Source organism: Geobacillus sp. CAMR5420, assembly GCF_000691465.1.
GTDB classification, from domain to species: domain Bacteria; phylum Bacillota; class Bacilli; order Bacillales; family Anoxybacillaceae; genus Geobacillus; species Geobacillus thermoleovorans.
Window position 1 is genome coordinate 129755 of sequence record NZ_JHUS01000054.1, and the last position, 17152, is coordinate 146906.

Genomic DNA, 17152 nt, shown 5'->3' on the forward strand with positions numbered 1-17152 from the left:
TTCACCTCGCACGTCTTAGGCATAAACGGTCATAATTTGAGCAATGGCCGTATAATCCAGCACCGCCGCTTTGATTTCTTCGACCATTTCGTTCGTGGATACGATGCGGCCGCCGCTTGGCGCCAAGTCGGCGGTGCGCAAACCTAGGGCGAGCGCCTGCCACACCGCGTGCTCTACCGCCTCCGCTTCCGCGGTGAGCCCGAACGACAGTCGAAGCATCATCGCGGCCGACAAAATCGCCGCAATCGGATTGGCTTTGTTCATGCCGGCGATATCAGGCGCTGAACCGTGCACCGGCTCATACAAGCTCGGACCGGAAGCGGATAAGCTGGCTGACGGCAGCATCCCGAGCGAACCGGACAACATGGAGGCTTCATCGCTTAAAATGTCGCCAAACATGTTTTCTGTCACAATGACATCAAACTGCTTCGGCGCACGGATGAGCTGCATCGCGGCATTGTCAACAAGCATATGCTCAAGCGTGACGTCCGGAAACTGCTTCGCCACCTCTTCGGCCACTTCCCGCCATAGACGGCTTGACGAAAGGACGTTCGCCTTGTCGACCGAAGTCACTTTTTTCTTCCGCCCGCGTGCGAGTATAAACGCCATGCGGACGATCCGCTCAATTTCTTCCTTTTTATATAACAAGGTGTCCACTGCTTTTTCTTCGCCGTTTTCGACGACGCGGCCGCTCGGCTGGCCGAAGTAAATGCCGCCGGTCAGCTCGCGGACGATGACAAAATCGACGCCTTGCACGAGATCCGGTTTTAACGGCGAAGCGGAAACCAAACTGTCATAGCAAACAACCGGCCGCAAGTTGGCATATAAGTCGAGCTGCTTGCGAATGGCAAGCAATCCTTTTTCCGGGCGCAAATGCGGAGGGCTGTCATCCCACTTCGGACCGCCGACCGCCCCAAGCAGCACCGCATCGCTTTCTCGGCAAAGGCGGAGCGTTTCCTCGGGGAGCGGCGTCCCCGCCTCATCGATCGCCGCTCCACCGATCAATCCATATTCAAACGTAAACTCGTGGCCAAACCGGATGCCGACCGCTTTTAATACCTCGACCGCTCCGGACGTCACTTCTTTGCCGATGCCATCCCCTGGCAAGACGGCAATCCGATAGTTTCCCATTCTGAATCCCCCCGTTTTTATGGTGTTGCCACTTTCTCGTTTTCGCCGCGCATCGCTTCGATCATAAACACACGGTTGATGGCGTTGATGTACGCTTTCGCCGATGCTTCCAACACGTCTTGTGCAGTGCCGCGCCCGCTCGTCTCGATGTCATGGGCGCGCACTTTGACGAACACTTGGGCCAACGCATCGCGGCCGCCGCCGACCGATTCGATCCGGTAGTCAAGCAGCGTCACCGGCGTTTGGAAGCAACGTTCCAATGTATTGTACAGCGCCTCGACGCTGCCGGCGCCGGTCGCCGCTTCTTGGATTTCATTCCCCTTCCCGTCTTTCAGTACAACTACCGCTGTCGGAATTTGATTCGTCCCGTATTGCACTTGAATGGAAGACAATTGGTAAAAATCTTTAAAGTGGTCGAACTTCTCTTCGAAAATCAACGCGATTAAATCGTCGTCGGTAATGTCCTTCTTTTTGTCCGCCAATTCTTTAAAACGGACAAACAGCTGATTGATTTCTTCATCGGACAACGTGTAGCCGAGCTCCTCAACCCGGTTGCGAAGCGCATGGCGGCCGGAATGTTTGCCGAGCACCATCGAATTCGACGGCACGCCGACGAGCTCCGGCGAAATGATTTCGTATGTCGTTTTTTCTTTTAAGACGCCGTCTTGATGGATGCCCGATTCATGCGCAAACGCGTTTTTGCCGACGACCGCTTTGTTGGGTGGAACGACGACCCCGGTCAGCTTGCTGACAAGATTGCTTGTGCGCTTAATTTCCTGCAAATTGAGGCGCGTTTCCACTTGATAGTAGTCTTTGCGGATGTGAAGGGCGACAGCGATTTCCTCAAGCGCCGCATTGCCGGCCCGCTCGCCGATGCCGTTGATCGTGCACTCGACCTGCGTCGCTCCATGTTCAATGGCCGACAGCGAGTTCACCACCGCCATGCCCAAGTCATCATGACAATGAGCGGAGAGTGAAACCTTTTCAATATTCGGAACATTGTTTTGCAAATAGAGGAAAATTTCCCCGTATTCTTTCGGCGTAATATAGCCGACCGTATCCGGAATGTTGATCACCGAGGCGCCGGCTTTGATCACTTCGGCGACGATTTTCGCCAAAAACGGCAACTCGCTTCGGCACGCATCTTCCGCCGACCATTGGACGATCGGGAAAAAGCGCTTCGCGTATTTCACCGCCTCAACCGCCGCTTCAATCACTTGTTCCGGCGTCATCCGCAATTTATGCACCATATGGATCGGCGAGGTGGCGATGAATAGGTGGAGCCGCGGCTCCGCGCCGCCTTTTAACGCCTCCCACGCCGCATCAATGTCGCTTCGGACCGAGCGCGACAGCCCGGTGACCGAGCATGTTCTCACCGTTTCGGCAATTTGTTTGACCGCCTCAAAATCGCCTTTCGATGAGGCGGGGAAACCCGCCTCGATGATGTCAACCCGCAGCCGTTCAAGTTGACGGGCAATTTCCAACTTTTCTTGCAAATTCAAGTTCACACCAGCGGATTGTTCCCCATCACGCAATGTGGTATCAAAAAACTTAATTTTTCGCACCTGGCACCACCGCCTCGATTTGTTTTGCCTTCACAAACGGCATCATGCTTCGCAGTTCGCGTCCGACAATCTCAATCAAATGCTCATTCTCACGCCGGTTGATGGCGTTGAACTCCGGACGGTTCGCTTGGTTTTCCAAAATCCAGCTCTTCGCGAATTTGCCGGTTTGAATGTCATCGAGCACCTTTTTCATTTCCGCTTTCACAGCGTCGTTAATAATGCGCGGGCCGGTGATAAAGTCGCCCCATTGCGCCGTATCGGAAATCGAATAGCGCATCCACGACAAACCGCCTTCGTAAAGGAGATCGACGATGAGCTTCATCTCATGCAAACACTCAAAATAGGCGACTTCCGGCTGATACCCGGCTTCAACGAGCGTTTCAAACCCGGCTTTGATGAGCGCCGTCAGCCCACCGCACAGCACCGCTTGTTCACCGAACAAGTCGGTTTCCGTCTCTTCTTTGAACGTCGTCTCCAACACCCCAGCTCGAGCAGCGCCGATCGCTTTCGCGTAGGCGAGCGCCGTTTCTTTCGCGTGTCCGGTCACATCTTGGTAGACGGCGATGAGCGCCGGCACGCCCGCTCCTTCCGTATATGTGCGCCGCACGAGATGGCCTGGGCCTTTCGGCGCAACCAAGAAGACGTCAACATGATTCGGTGGGACAATTTGGCTGAAATGGATGTTAAAGCCGTGCGCAAACACAAGCGCATTGCCTGGCTCGAGTTCCGGCTCGATTTCCTCTTTGTACACGGCCGGCTGCTTCTCATCCGGCAGCAGCACCATGACGATATCAGCCTGCTTCGCCGCTTCGCGGACTGAATACACCTCAAACCCGTCTTGTTCTGCCTGCTCCCACGATTTTCCTTTTCGCAGTCCGACGATGACGCGAACGCCGCTGTCGCGCAAGTTTTGCGCATGGGCGTGGCCTTGCGAGCCGTAGCCGATGATCGCGACCGTTTTCCCTTGCAAATATTGTTCGTTTGCATCCCCGTTATAGTAGACTTTTGCCATGATTACCCTCTCCTTTGTTCTGTAGTTTGACAATCCCTACGCTTGGCCGCCCCTTGTTTGGCGGTTCCATGAAGCAATCAGCGCTGTTTTGTATGATAGCTGTTAAATAATGAACGCCGTTTTCTGATTCGTCGTCGCTTTTTGCGCCCCGCGGGTGAACGCGGTCGTTCCCGTGCGCGCCACTTCCTTAATGCCGTACGGGCGCAATAGTTCAATCAACGCCTCGACTTTCTCCGGCTCGCCGGTCACTTGAATGACGAGGCTGTCTTTGCTTACGTCGACGATCGAGGCGCGAAACGGCTCGATGAGCGTGTAAATTTCCTGGCGGACCGCCGGAGGAGCGGCAACTTTAATGAGCGCCAGCTCGCGGGCGACGATCGCTTGGTCGGTGATGTCATTCACCTTCAACACATCAATCTGCTTGTTCAGCTGCTTAATGATTTGCTCCGCCGTCCGTTCATCGTCAACGTTGACGACGAACGTCATCCGCGAAATGCCCTCGATTTCCGTATGCCCGACCGTAATGCTTTCGATATTGTAATGCCGCTTTGTAAACAACCCGGTAATGCGGTTTAAGACGCCGGGGCGGTTGTTGACTGTCATCGTGATGATTCTTCGCATGCTTTCACCCCCACCATTTCATGAAGCCCTTTGCCGGGCGCCACCATCGGATAGACGTTCTCGTCGGCGCGGACATGGAAATCAAGCAGCACCGGCCCATCCATCGCAAACGCTTGTTTTAACACTTCGGCCGCTTCCGCCTCCGTCTTCGCCCGCAGACCTGGCATCCCGTATGCTTCGGCAAGCTTGACGAAATCCGGCTGGTTCGGAATGAGCGAATGGGAGTACCGTTTGTCATAGAACAGCTCCTGCCATTGCCGCACCATGCCGAGCGCCTGGTTGTTGACGATGACGATTTTGATCGGCAGCCGTAGCTCCTGGATGACCGACAGTTCTTGGAACGTCATTTGGAAGCCGCCGTCGCCGACGATCGAAACGACCGTAGCGCTCCGATCGGCGAGCTGGGCGCCGATCGCTGCCGGAAGCCCGAAGCCCATCGTGCCGAGCCCCCCGGACGTCACCCACCGGTGCGGCCGGTTGAACTTGTAATATTGCGCCGCCCACATTTGATGCTGGCCGACGTCCGTCGTCACGATCGCCTCGCCGTTTGTCATTTCATAGATCATCTCGATCAGTTTTTGCGGTTTGATCGTGCCGGCTTCCGGCTCATAATGGAGCGGGAAGCGCCGCTTCCATTCATCAAGCTGCGTGAGCCACGCCGCCGTGTCCGCCGGCTTGCCTTGCTGGGCGATCAGCTCTTGCAAGGCGGCTTTTGCATCGCTGACGATTGGAATTTTCGTCGGCACGTTTTTGCCGATTTCCGCCGGATCGATGTCGATATGGGCGACGGTCGCTTTCGGCGCGAAATATTTTAAATTGCCGGTGACCCGGTCATCGAAGCGGGCGCCGATGTTGATGAGCAAATCGCATTCACACAGCGCCATATTCGCCGTATACGTACCGTGCATGCCGGCCATGCCTAAAAACAGCGGATGGTCGGCCGGGAAACCGCCAAGGCCAAGGAGCGTATGAATGACCGGAATGTTTTGCTGTTCGGCGTATTGCCGCAATTCATTGGACGCATTGGCGTGCAAGATGCCAGCGCCGGCTAAAATGACCGGCCGCTTTGATTGGCTGACCGCCTCGACAAGCCGGCGGATTTGCCAATGGTTCGGCTGCGTCGTCGGCTGATAGCCAGGCAAATGAACGTCTTGATCGTAATCAAACTCCCCTTCGGCCGTCGTAATGTCTTTTGGAATATCGATCAACACCGGTCCGGGGCGCCCGGTCGTCGCAATGTGAAACGCCTCTTTAATGATTCTCGGCAGCTCGCTGATGTCGCGCACTTGGTAGTTGTGTTTCGTAATCGGCATCGTAATGCCGACAACGTCCGCCTCCTGAAACGCATCCGAGCCGATGACGCTCGTGGCCACTTGCCCGGTAAAGACGACGAGCGGCAGCGAATCCATCATCGCGTCGGTCAACCCGGTGACGATGTTGGTCGCTCCCGGGCCGGAGGTGGCGATGACGACCCCTGGTTTTCCAGAAATGCGCGCATATCCTTCCGCCGCATGGATGGCCCCTTGCTCATGCCGCGTCAGCACGTGGAACACGCCGGCTTTATACAACTCGTCATACAGCGGGAGCACCGCCCCCCCCGGATAGCCGAAGATGACTTCGACTTTTTCTTCCTTGAGCGCTTCAATGAGCATCAGCGACCCGCTCATTCTCGCCTTCGTCCTCGCTTTTTCTTGTTCCTCGACTTTCATTTTTGTCATCGTCGATCCTCCCTGTGATTTGTCATCCATATAAAAAACCTTTCCGCCCACGATGGCTGTCATTTCCAGCCAAAGGGGCGAAAAGGTTTCCTTTCCGCGGTACCACCCTTCTTCACGGCCGTGACGGCCGCCTCAGGAGCGGCCAGCCGAAGCCGGCCGCTCATTTTGGTAACGAGTGAAGCGCGCGTCTCCACTCGTCCAGCCCTACTAGCCGTCCGGCGTTCAGGCTGGCGCTCAGAGGTGAGTTCATCAAGCGGCAACATCACCGGTTCGCAGCTCCCCCGGCTCTCTGTGGATGTTGACCCCGCTGACTACTTATCCTCGTCAACGCTTTTTCGCTATCCACTTGTCATGGACGATCAACCGACATTGGCGTTCGTCGGATACACCTTTACTCCTTCGACGACCACGCGGCGGCGAAATTCTTCAAGCAACCGCTTGGTATGCGGTCCCGGCGTCCCGTCGCCGATCGTCCGGCCATCGACTTTAATGACCGAAATGACTTCGGCCGCCGTCCCCGTCAAAAACACTTCATCCGCGACATAGACATCATGGCGGGTAAACGGCTCCTCTTTCACCGTATAGCCGAGATCCTCCGCGATTTCGATGATCGCTTGACGCGTAATGCCTTCAAGCGCCCCGACATACCCAGGCGGTGTGTAAATGACGCCGTTTTTGATGATGAAAACATTGTCTCCCGAACCTTCCGCGACATAGCCTTGATCGTTTAAGATCAGCGCTTCGCTTACGTTCGCCAAATGCGCCTCGATTTTGACAAGCACATTGTTTAGGTAGTTGAGCGATTTGACTTTCGGGCTCAGCACATCAGAGCGGTTGCGGCGCGTCGCCACTGTCACCACTTCGATGCCGGTTTCATATAAATGTTTCGGGAAGAGCGCGAGCGGCTCGACGATAATCACGATTTGCGGCGTTTTGCATTTGTACGGATCCAGTCCTAAATCGCCGACCCCGCGCGAAACGACCAGGCGGATGTATGCATCTTGATAGCCGTTGCGGCGGATCGTTTCGAGCACGTGGCCAATCATTTCTTCCTTCGTGTACGGAATGTCGAGCAAAATCGACTTCGCTGAATTGTATAGCCGATCTATATGTTCTTCGAGGCGGAATACGTTGCCGCTATAGACGCGAATGCCTTCAAATACCCCGTCGCCATACAAAAATCCATGGTCATACACGGAAATTTTGGCGTTTTCTTTTGTCACAAATTCTCCGTTTAAAAAGATCCATTGTTCGCCCACTTCGGTTCCCCTCTTCCTTGATCAGTCAGCAGTTGCTTTGAACGGCTCGATCATTGTATTGAGTCGTTTCTCTTATTTGAAAATTATAATAATCCGAAACCTTTGCGCCGTCAATAACGTTTTTTGAAAATTCCGATTGGTCAAACTATTTGAATGCGCTTACATTATGATAGAATCAAGGTTTTGCCGATATAAAAAAATTTTTTCTTTCTTTGCCGTCTCATAGAAAACGCGCCCTTGAGCGCAGTTCGCTCCTCATTCGATATGAACATAACGGGCTCAAGGCGCGCTCATTTTTCTGATAGAAAAGATCCGTAAGCAACGTTCGCTTCTCACTCGGACATGAAAATGACGAATCAAAACGATGCGCCTTTTTCCACTTCATCTCCCCAAAACGAAAAAAGGCGGCCCAAACACAGGCCCCCTTTCCAAACACGCTATATGGCACTTCCATTTTGAAAGCGAACCTGTTGAAGCGGCCTTGCTTACCGTAAAAAAGCTGGCGGTTTTGCCGGCTTAGATAGAAAACGTTTGTTCCATTTTGAGAATAGGCTGTCCATCCACTTCATAAAACTGGACGTGCGCCCGTCCGCTGTCGACCGTCAGCACCGCGTACGTTTTTTCTTTTCTTCCGCGCGGCAAGGCGATGCTGCCGGGATTGATGAACAGCAACCCATCGATTTGTTCAGCACCGGCCAAATGCGAGTGGCCGAAACAAACGACGTGAGCCCCTGTTTCTTGTGCGCGATAGGATAAACGCAAAAGCGACGTTTTCACCCCGTATAAATGGCCGTGGGTGACAAACAACCGAACGCCGCCCACCTCTTCGATGCGCTCAGCAGGAAACGCGGCGAAATCGCAGTTGCCGCGTACGACGGCAAACGGGGCAATCTCGTCCGCCCCCACCTCCAACTCCGAGTCGCCGCAATGGATAAACAAATCCGCTTCATGGCGATGACGGTTGACAATTGCAGCAAGTTCGGCAGTCAGCCCATGGCTGTCGCTCACAATCACCGCCTTCATTCCGTCCGCCCCTTTCCACCGACGATCTCCTCCCACTGCTCATCGAGCTTCGTCAGCGCCTTGGCGCGATGACTGATTTGATTTTTTTCCTCGGGCGCAAGCTCCGCCATCGTTTTTCCCCGCTCCGGAAGGTAAAAAACCGGATCATAGCCAAAGCCCCCCTCCCCACGCGGCGCTTCGGCGATATAACCATCGCATGTCGCTTCGACAACGGCGGTCGGCCGCCCTGGGATCGCGACGGCGAGCGCACAATGAAAACGAGCCGTGCGCTGCTCCATCGGCACCCCGTCAAGCTCGCGAAGCAGCTTGGCGATGTTGCGTGCATCGTTTTTATCTTCCCCGGCATAACGGGCCGAATGAACGCCCGGCCGGCCGCCGAGCGCATCGACCACGAGCCCGGAATCATCGGCGATCACCGGCCGCTTTAGACGCCGCGACGCCGCTTCTGCTTTGAGCACGGCATTTTCCGCAAACGTGCTTCCCGTTTCTGCGACATCCGGAGCGTCCGGAAAGTCAAGCAGCGATTTCACTTCGACGCCCCGCTTGGCAAACAAAGCGGCGAACTCGCGCACTTTGCCAGCGTTTTTGGTCGCGATGACAATCTCCTTCACTCTGTGTCCTCCTCTGCCGCTTCTTTTTTTTCGCCGATGCGCGCCGCCCACTCGCCCAATGCGCGGCGCTGAACGGCGATGAGCTGCTCGATGCCTATTTGCGCCGCTTCAAGCAATTCATCGAGCTCGGCGCGTGAAAAAACCGCTTCCTCTCCGGTCCCTTGAATCTCAACAAATTGACCGGCTCCGGTCATGACGACGTTCATATCCACTTTCGCCCGCGCATCCTCGTTGTAATCTAAATCAAGAATCACCCCATGCTCCGGATCGATGCCGACCGAGGTAGCGGCGAGAAAATCGCGGATCGGAAGCGCCTCGAGCCTCCCTTCTTCCACCAGTTTGGCAAGCGCCAACACAAGCGCCACATACGCACCGGTGATCGACGCCGTCCGCGTTCCGCCATCCGCCTGAATGACGTCGCAATCGATCCAAATGGTCCGCTCACCAAGCTGTTCAAGATCAACAACCGAGCGAAGCGCACGGCCGATTAAGCGCTGAATTTCCATCGTCCGCCCCGACACTTTTCCTTTGCTCGCTTCCCTCACATTCCGCTGCTCTGTCGCCCGCGGCAGCATCCCATATTCGGCCGTAATCCATCCTTTGCCGCCGCCGCGCATAAACGACGGCACTTTCTCTTCGACCGTCGCCGTGCAAATGACTTTCGTGTCGCCGACTTCAATGAGCACCGACCCTTCAGCGTGCTTCATGTAATGCGGGTGTATATGTACAGGGCGCAGCTCGCAACTGCTTCGTCCGTCCGCTCTCATCAACTGAGTCCTCCTTTTCTCCATCTTCAACGGAATGCCAGACGCCGCATTTCTTTCCACCTAGCGAAAAAAAGAAAGAGGCGGAATACGTTTCCACCTCTTTGTTATACCATAACGTCCTATTCGTTTCCAGCCTGTCAGCACCAACCGGTTAAAATGTCCCGGTATTGACGTTTTGCGGCCGAGCGACCGGTTTGGTGAGCGGCTTGCCGTCTTCCGTGACAAGATTGGCTTTGCCATTGACTGTGATCGCCACGCTTTCGACTCCTTTTTGCTCAGTGAGCGACAAAACGAGGGAATTCAACACGACGTCGGAAATGACATTTTTCTTGTTGCTTCCATAAATGCCTTCGTTAAAGTTGAGCGTCACTTTGCCATCCTCATATTTCGGGGCATCGACAAGCTTCGCGTCCGGCTGAAAGACGCCGACAAGCCCGCTCCCTTGCTCTGGTCCTTGAATCAGTTCGTTGACGGCCGCGGCAATATCATCTTTCTCCTTATTGGACACACGCCGTGTCACCGGCACATAGTATGTGCTGTTCCCTTGTTGGGCGACAAAATAAACGGTGACTGGATGCGTATTCGTAATGTCTGGCACGCCGCTCGCTTCCATATTGATGCCGTCGGCGCGGCTTACCCCATCTTGAATCGGTGTTTTATTGACCGGCATCACGTTTTGATCGTAGCCGTTGATGCGGATTTTGACGCGCTTGATATTGTCAAATTGCGTCAATGTCCACGTAATGGACTGCAAAATTCGTTTTTCGTCCTCCGGCTTATAGTTTTTAAATTCCGGAGAAAAGTCGGCGATCAACGTTCCGTCTTTTTCCAATTTTGTGCCAAGCACCGTCGTTCCGGCCGGAATGACCGCGCGGAAGCCGTTCGGCAACATTTCTGACACAGGTCCGTCTTCAACCAAATATTCGAGTACTTGTTTCGCCACGGCCTGCGTTTTCGGCAATTCCACTGTTTGCGGCACGACAAAGCCGTTTTTGTCAATCAAGTACAGCTCTCTTTTCACCGTCTCGGTGGCCTTCGCTTTCTCCTTCTCTTCCTTTTGGCTTTCCGTCGCTTCCTGAAGCGCTTGGCCGTCTTTGACATAACTCGTCTCTTGCGGCGGATCGATCTCCTTCACCGCCTCATCTCGCCCAAACAAACCGCAGCCGCCAAGCAACAACAGCGAGGCGAGCAGCGGCGCCGCCCATATGTGAGTCGTCCGTTTCATTGACGTTCCCTCCTACTCGTAGTTTGTACTACTATGTATACGAGCCGTTTTCCAAAATAGAATAAAAAAATCCTTTAGCGCATGGACGCTAAAGGATTGGTTGGTTAAAGCCGAATCGCTTCGACCGTGCCGATCGGCTTGCCAAACCACTTCCCGGAAATCTTTTCAAACAGCTCTTTCGGCCCGGTCGTGAAAAACAAATGCTCCGGTTCGCGCTCGCCGGTGTAAAGGAGCTGGCTGTGGTGCAAAATCGCGCTCACTTCACGAGCCGTCTCACCGCCCGAGCAAATGAGCTTCACGCGTTTGCCCATATACGTGCGAATGAGCGGCGCGAGCAACGGATAATGCGTGCAGCCTAAAATCAGCACATCGATCGGCAGCGGACGGAGCGGAGCGAGCGATTCGGCGACGATCGCCATCGCCTCCTGCCCTTCAAAGTCGCCGCTTTCCACAAGCGGAACGAATTTCGGACAGGCCAAGCTCTCGACTTGGACGCGCGGATTGATGGATTGAAGCGCCTTTTCATACGCCCGGCTTCGGATCGTGCCAATCGTGCCGATGACGCCGATGTGCCCGCGCCTAGTCGCTTTCAGGGCCGCGCGAGCGCCGGGATGAATAACGCCAAGCACAGGAATGTCAAGCTTCGCCCGCACGTCGTCAAGCGCGACCGCCGTCGCGGTGTTGCAGGCGATAACAAGCATTTTCAAGGGATATTGCCGCAAGTAATCAATCATTTGCCACGTAAATCGACGGACTTCTTCCACCGGCCGCGGCCCGTACGGGCAACGGGCGGTGTCGCCTAAGTAAATAATTTGTTCTTTCGGCAGCTGCCTCATAATTTCTTTGGCGACGGTCAAACCGCCGACTCCTGAGTCAATGACACCAATTGCTCTTTCCAAGTGATCGCCTCATTCTTTCGTCATTTCTTGATGCAATTTGCGCAAACAACGCTCAAAGAGAACGATTTCCTCTTCAGAAAAATTTTCCAACACTTTAGCTAAATCTCTCTGGCGTTTTTCAATCACTTCCTCAATGATGCGCTCGCCTTTTTCCAACAAGTGAATGCGGACGACGCGGCGGTCGTGTTCATCGCGGACTCTGGCGACAAGTCCGTTCCGCTCCATACGGTCGACCAAGTCGGTCGTCGTGCTGCACGCCAAATACATTTTGTTCGATAACTCGCCGACCGTCAAGTCCCCTTCTTCAAGCAGCCACTGCAGGGCGACAAATTGCGGTGGGGTGATCGGATAGTTGGTTAAAATTTCACGGCCGCGCTGTTTCAAATTGGCGGCGATATAGCGAAGCAATTTTTCCAACTCGGCGACCGTTTGTTCATTCATCGCAGACGGCATACCATCTCTCCTTGATCGTTTCCGCGGCCAGCCTCAAACGGCGGCTTGCGTCGACAGCTATTCTTACTTTTCATTTTACAACACCGGCAAAGATAATCAACAAAAAAATGCGGCGGCCGCCGCGGACGAAGGCCGGACGGGCGCCAAGCCTCGTCCGGCCGCAAGGGAACATAACAGCCGGCTGTCCAACAAGGAAAGCCGGCATCGTTTATAGTTCAAGTTCGCCCATTCGAAGCAATTCAATGACAGCTTGCGAGCGCCCCTTGACCCCAAGCTTTTGCATCGCATTCGAAATATGGTTGCGGACCGTTTTCTCGCTGATAAACAGCTCTTGGGCGATCTCTTTCGTCGTCTTGTCTTGCACGAGCAATTCGAAGACTTCTTTTTCTCTTTTTGTCAAAAGCGGCTTCGATTGAAATGATTTGTCCTTCAACGGTTGTAACCCTCCTTGCTCTCAATGGGCCCGAACTGCCGGATGGGTATTTCCTCGCCATATCGTATGTGAGAGCAAGAGCGGCGGTGACGAAAATTTGCTTATCTAATAGAAAAATGGGTCTTTTTTTCTTCATCTTTCGGTTCGCCGGAGACGGTTGGCTGCCGCTTGTCTAGCAAAACAAAAAATCCCCCTCATGTCTATTCGAATGAAGGGGATTTTGATTCTGCCGCTACACTTCGTCGCTGCCAAAGAAATCGCGGAACATTTGAATCGTCGTTTCGCGGTTTAACGCCGCGATCGATGTCGTCAACGGAATGCCCTTCGGGCACGATTGCACGCAGTTTTGCGAGTTGCCACAGTTGGCCAGTCCGCCGTCGCCCATAATCGCCCGCAGCCGTTCGGCTTTATGCATCGCCCCGGTCGGGTGGGCGTTAAACAGCCGCACTTGCGACAGCGGCGCCGGGCCGATAAAGTTCGACTTGCTGTTGACGTTCGGGCACGCTTCGAGGCAGACGCCGCATGTCATGCATTTTGACAGCTCGTACGCCCATTGCCGCTTCCGCTCTGGCATGCGCGGCCCCGGACCCAAGTCGTACGTTCCGTCGATCGGAATCCATGCTTTCACTCGCTTCAACGCGTCAAACATCCGGCTCCGATCGATGACCAAGTCGCGGATGACAGGGAATGTGCGCATCGGCTCAAGGCGGATCGGCTGCTCGAGTTTGTCAATGAGCGCGGCGCACGCCTGGCGCGGTTTGCCGTTAATGACCATCGAACAGGCTCCGCATACTTCTTCCAGACAGTTCATTTCCCAAGCGACCGGCGTCGTTTTTTCCCCTTTGGCGTTGACTGGATTGCGACGAATTTCCATGAGCGCCGAAATGACGTTCATGTTCGGGCGGTACGGAATGACAAACTCTTCTTCATACGGCGCGGAATCCGGACGATCTTGGCGCGTGATGATCAAACGAACCGTTTTGTTCTCGCTCATCTTACTTCACTTCCTCTTTCTTTTTGCTGTAGTCGCGCTTGCGCGGTTTAATCAACGAGACGTCAACGTCTTCATAATGGAACGCCGGACCATCTGGCGTGTAGCGGGCCATCGTCGTTTTCAGCCACTCTTCGTCATTGCGCTCCGGAAACTCCGGCTTGTAGTGCGCCCCACGGCTTTCATTGCGATGGTAAGCGCCAAGCGTAATGACGCGGGCGAGCTGCAGCATGTTGTACAGCTGGCGGATAAACGTCGCTCCTTGGTTGCTCCATCTCGACGTGTCGGTGACGCTGATGTTTTTGTACCGCTCCATCAGCTCTTGAATTTTCTCATCCGTCTTCAGCAACCGGTCGTTGTAGCGGACGATCGTCACGTTCGCCGTCATCCATTCACCGAGCTCTTTATGCAGCACATAGGCGTTTTCCGTGCCGTCCATCGCCAAAATGTTCTCCCATTTTTCCTGCTCCCGTTTCACATAGCTGTCGTATAACGTCGACGGCATCGCATCCGCCGATTTCTCGAGGCCGCGGATGTAGCGGACGGCGTTCGGGCCGGCGACCATTCCGCCGTAAATCGCCGACAGAAGCGAGTTTGCCCCGAGGCGGTTCGCGCCGTGAATCGAATAGTCGCACTCGCCGGCAGCAAACAACCCTTTGATGTTCGTCATTTGGTCATAGTCGACCCATAAGCCGCCCATCGAGTAGTGAACGGCCGGGAACACCTTCATCGGCACTTTGCGCGGGTCTTCGCCCATGAACTTCTCGTAAATTTCGATAATGCCGCCGAGCTTAACATCCAACTCTTTCGGATCTTTATGTGACAAATCCAAATACACCATGTTTTCGCCGTTGATGCCGAGCTTCAAATCGACGCAGACGTGGAAAATTTCCCGTGCGGCGATGTCGCGCGGCACCAAGTTTCCGTAAGCCGGATATTTTTCCTCAAGGAAGTACCACGGTTTCCCGTCTTTATACGTCCAAATGCGTCCGCCTTCCCCGCGCGCCGATTCGCTCATAAGGCGGAGCTTGTCATCGCCCGGAATGGCGGTCGGGTGAATTTGGATGAACTCGCCGTTCGCGTAGTAAACGCCTTGCTGATAGGCGATCGAAGCCGCTGAACCAGTGTTGATGACCGAGTTCGTCGATTTCCCAAAAATGATCCCCGGGCCGCCGGTCGCCAAAATGACGGCATCGGCTGGAAACGCTTTGATTTCCATGGACCGCAAATCTTGTGCGACGATGCCGCGGCAGATTTGCTCGTCATCCAAAACGACGCCTAAAAACTCCCAATGCTCGTACTTCGTGACGAGCCCGGCCACTTCATGGCGGCGCACCTGTTCATCAAGTGCATACAAAATTTGTTGGCCAGTCGTGGCTCCAGCATAGGCGGTCCGGTGATGCTGCGTCCCCCCGAAACGACGGAAATCAAGCAACCCTTCCGGCGTCCGGTTGAACATGACGCCCATCCGATCGAGCATGTAAATAATCCCCGGCGCCGCTTCACACATCGCTTTGACCGGAGGCTGGTTCGCCAAGAAGTCCCCGCCATAGACGGTGTCGTCAAAATGCTCCCACGGCGAGTCGCCTTCCCCTTTCGTGTTGACCGCTCCGTTAATGCCGCCTTGGGCACAGACGGAGTGAGAACGCTTTACCGGAACGAGCGAAAACAGTTCGACAGGCACTCCTGCTTCGGCGATTTTAATCGTGGCCATCAAACCGGCCAGCCCACCGCCAACAACGATGATTTTCCCTTTTTTCATAGCTACTCACTCCCTAATAGATTGCTGCTTTTGCTTGCATGCCGCACGTTTTGCCTTGCCGGCCCGCCATCGACCAAGCGATCGTTCGGCGAACGGCTAGAGCACGTTTGTCACGAGCCAACGCAGCAGTTCATCGTTGAATCATTCCTTAGGAATGGAACGCTTGTCTTACGCAAACGCCAAGATGGCGCGAATGCCGACAATGGAAAGCGCGATGAAAATGATCATCGTAATGTACGTAAATACTTGCTGCGAACGAGGGGACACCGTCAACCCCCAGCTGACGCAGAACGACCATAAGCCGTTGGCGAAGTGAAAGACCGTGGACAAGATTCCAACAATATAAAATCCGAGCATAAACGGATTGTCGACAATGTTGGCCATCATGTCGTAGTTCACTTCGGCGCCGAATGCAGCCTGCACCCGCGTTTCATACACATGCCAGACGACAAAAATCAATGTAATGATGCCGGTGATCCGCTGAAGCATGAACATCCAGTTGCGGAAATAGCCGTACTGGCGAGTGTTGAATTTGGCTGTAAACGCGATATAAATGCCGTATACAGCGTGGAACAACAATGGAAGAAAAATAACAAAAATTTCAAGAAAATAGCGGAACGGCAAGTTTTCCATAAACGCCGCCGCCCGGTTAAACGCTTCCGGCCCACGGGTCGCAAAATGGTTGACGACCAAGTGCTGCACTAAAAAGATGCCGACGGGAACAACCCCCAGCAGCGAATGGAGCCGGCGATAGTAAAACTCGCGATTCCCTGCCATTATGTAAACCCCCTTCAATTGAATAAAAAATATGTCCCTCTCGCTCGCCATGCGGAAACGGAAACGTCTTCCATTCCCCTATTCGCTTGTCACATTCATTGTACTCCCACATTGTACAAGCGTCAAGAAAACACTGACACAAAATGTTCAAACATTCTCATAGTTGCGCCACCTTAGGAAAGAGGATGCACTCCGACAGCAATTCAGCTATAATGGGGAAATGGATAGAAAGAGGGGAAAACGATGAAACAGCCACCATTAGAGGACCAATATCAAATGTTTGGGTCAATTGCGCTTTCCGCCTTCGGGACTGAGCTGCTTCGCCATTCGCTTCTTCCCGAGCTGCTTGGCAAAGATGCCGCTTCGCTGCTGTACTGGGCCGGCAAACAGCTGGCGCGGCGCTACCCGCTCGGAACGCTCGATGACGTCGCCGTATTTTTTGAACGGGCGGGCTGGGGGGAGCTATCAACCGGCGAAGAGCGAAACGACGAACTCTATATCGAGCTGTCGGGCCCCATCATCGCCGCCCGCTTTTCCTTGTACGGCAGCTGCTCGTTCCAGCTTGAGGCTGGATTTCTCGCCCAGCAAATCGAACAACAAAAGCGGTTCGTCACCGAAGCGGTCGAACTGCCGCCAAAGCGGGACGGCAAAGCGCGCATTTTGGTGAAATGGGATCGGAAGCAGGCGATCGAATGACATGCAAAGAACGGGCGTCCGCTCGCAAAACGGGCGTCCGTTCAGCCATTATTCATCCTATTTCGCGCAGGAGACTCCCACTTCAACGACCAAAGGGAGTAAGTGGGAGAGGAATGCGCGTTCCCCCTTTCTTTTGTGTATGATAGAATAAAGATGTGGAGACAACCGTTTAATAAAGGCACTCCAATCACGGCTGCTCGATGGATGGA

Annotated in this window: 17 protein-coding genes and 1 other annotated feature; of the genes, 1 reads left to right on the top strand and 16 read right to left on the bottom strand. The window is 54.3% G+C overall.

Annotated features, from left to right (window positions below; all coding sequences use genetic code 11):
* Positions 1-15: 15 nt before the first annotated feature.
* The 16 genes from leuB to DI44_RS03720 form a co-directional block, all read right to left on the bottom strand.
* Complete coding sequence (gene leuB, locus DI44_RS03800) at positions 16-1131, bottom strand: 3-isopropylmalate dehydrogenase (protein ID WP_021322167.1); 1116 nt, start codon at positions 1129-1131, stop codon at positions 16-18.
* A gap of 17 nt (positions 1132-1148) precedes the next feature.
* The gene (locus DI44_RS03795; protein WP_014196460.1) at positions 1149-2696 is read right to left on the bottom strand and encodes a 2-isopropylmalate synthase; all 1548 of its coding nucleotides are present in this window, start codon (positions 2694-2696) and stop codon (positions 1149-1151) included.
* Positions 2683-3708 (bottom strand): ketol-acid reductoisomerase, encoded by a 1026-nt coding sequence (gene ilvC, locus DI44_RS03790; protein ID WP_014196461.1) that lies wholly within the window; start codon positions 3706-3708, stop codon positions 2683-2685. The genes DI44_RS03795 and ilvC overlap by 14 nt, the downstream gene beginning before the upstream one ends.
* 102 nt (positions 3709-3810) lie before the next feature.
* Positions 3811-4329, bottom strand: a complete 519-nt coding sequence (gene ilvN / locus DI44_RS03785; protein WP_011232136.1) for an acetolactate synthase small subunit — start codon at positions 4327-4329, stop codon at positions 3811-3813.
* Positions 4308-6047, bottom strand: coding sequence for an acetolactate synthase large subunit (gene ilvB / locus DI44_RS03780; protein ID WP_031206388.1), 1740 nt, complete (start codon positions 6045-6047; stop codon positions 4308-4310). Before ilvB ends, ilvN begins: the two co-directional genes overlap by 22 nt.
* Before the next feature lie 70 nt (positions 6048-6117).
* Positions 6118-6384, bottom strand: a binding site (T-box leader).
* 22 nt (positions 6385-6406) lie between these two features.
* Positions 6407-7306, bottom strand: coding sequence for a branched-chain-amino-acid transaminase (gene ilvE / locus DI44_RS03770; RefSeq protein WP_011232138.1), 900 nt, complete (start codon positions 7304-7306; stop codon positions 6407-6409).
* A gap of 516 nt (positions 7307-7822) precedes the next feature.
* A complete protein-coding gene (locus tag DI44_RS03765) occupies positions 7823-8329 on the bottom strand; it encodes a metallophosphoesterase (RefSeq protein ID WP_011232139.1) in 507 nt (168 codons plus the stop codon).
* Positions 8326-8940 carry an XTP/dITP diphosphatase gene (locus DI44_RS03760; protein WP_011232140.1) on the bottom strand — a complete coding sequence of 205 codons (615 nt, stop codon included), beginning with the start codon at positions 8938-8940 and terminating at the stop codon, positions 8326-8328. The genes DI44_RS03765 and DI44_RS03760 overlap by 4 nt, the downstream gene beginning before the upstream one ends.
* Positions 8937-9707: a ribonuclease PH gene (gene rph / locus DI44_RS03755; protein ID WP_011232141.1), complete on the bottom strand. Its 771-nt coding sequence runs from the start codon at positions 9705-9707 to the stop codon at positions 8937-8939. The genes DI44_RS03760 and rph overlap by 4 nt, the downstream gene beginning before the upstream one ends.
* 151 nt (positions 9708-9858) lie before the next feature.
* Positions 9859-10932 (bottom strand): GerMN domain-containing protein, encoded by a 1074-nt coding sequence (locus tag DI44_RS03750; RefSeq protein WP_011232142.1) that lies wholly within the window; start codon positions 10930-10932, stop codon positions 9859-9861.
* A 104-nt stretch (positions 10933-11036) separates the two neighbouring features.
* Entirely contained in the window at positions 11037-11831 is a 795-nt protein-coding gene (racE, locus tag DI44_RS03745; RefSeq protein WP_011232143.1) for a glutamate racemase, read from the bottom strand.
* Between the two features lie 9 nt (positions 11832-11840).
* Positions 11841-12284, bottom strand: coding sequence for a MarR family transcriptional regulator (locus tag DI44_RS03740; RefSeq protein ID WP_015375537.1), 444 nt, complete (start codon positions 12282-12284; stop codon positions 11841-11843).
* Positions 12285-12492: 208 nt separating this feature from the next.
* Positions 12493-12717 (bottom strand): response regulator transcription factor, encoded by a 225-nt coding sequence (locus tag DI44_RS03735; protein ID WP_020754265.1) that lies wholly within the window; start codon positions 12715-12717, stop codon positions 12493-12495.
* Positions 12718-12949: 232 nt separating this feature from the next.
* Positions 12950-13711: a succinate dehydrogenase iron-sulfur subunit gene (gene sdhB / locus DI44_RS03730; RefSeq protein WP_011232145.1), complete on the bottom strand. Its 762-nt coding sequence runs from the start codon at positions 13709-13711 to the stop codon at positions 12950-12952.
* Position 13712: 1 nt separating this feature from the next.
* On the bottom strand, positions 13713-15470 hold the full coding sequence (gene sdhA, locus DI44_RS03725) for a succinate dehydrogenase flavoprotein subunit (RefSeq protein WP_011232146.1): 1758 nt from the start codon (positions 15468-15470) through the stop codon (positions 13713-13715).
* A 168-nt stretch (positions 15471-15638) separates the two neighbouring features.
* Complete coding sequence (locus DI44_RS03720; protein WP_011232147.1) at positions 15639-16247, bottom strand: succinate dehydrogenase cytochrome b558 subunit; 609 nt, start codon at positions 16245-16247, stop codon at positions 15639-15641.
* 243 nt (positions 16248-16490) lie between these two features.
* On the opposite strand from DI44_RS03720, the gene DI44_RS03715 reads away from it, so the two are divergent.
* Positions 16491-16943, top strand: a complete 453-nt coding sequence (locus DI44_RS03715) for a YslB family protein (protein ID WP_014196467.1) — start codon at positions 16491-16493, stop codon at positions 16941-16943.
* Positions 16944-17152 lie beyond the last annotated feature (209 nt).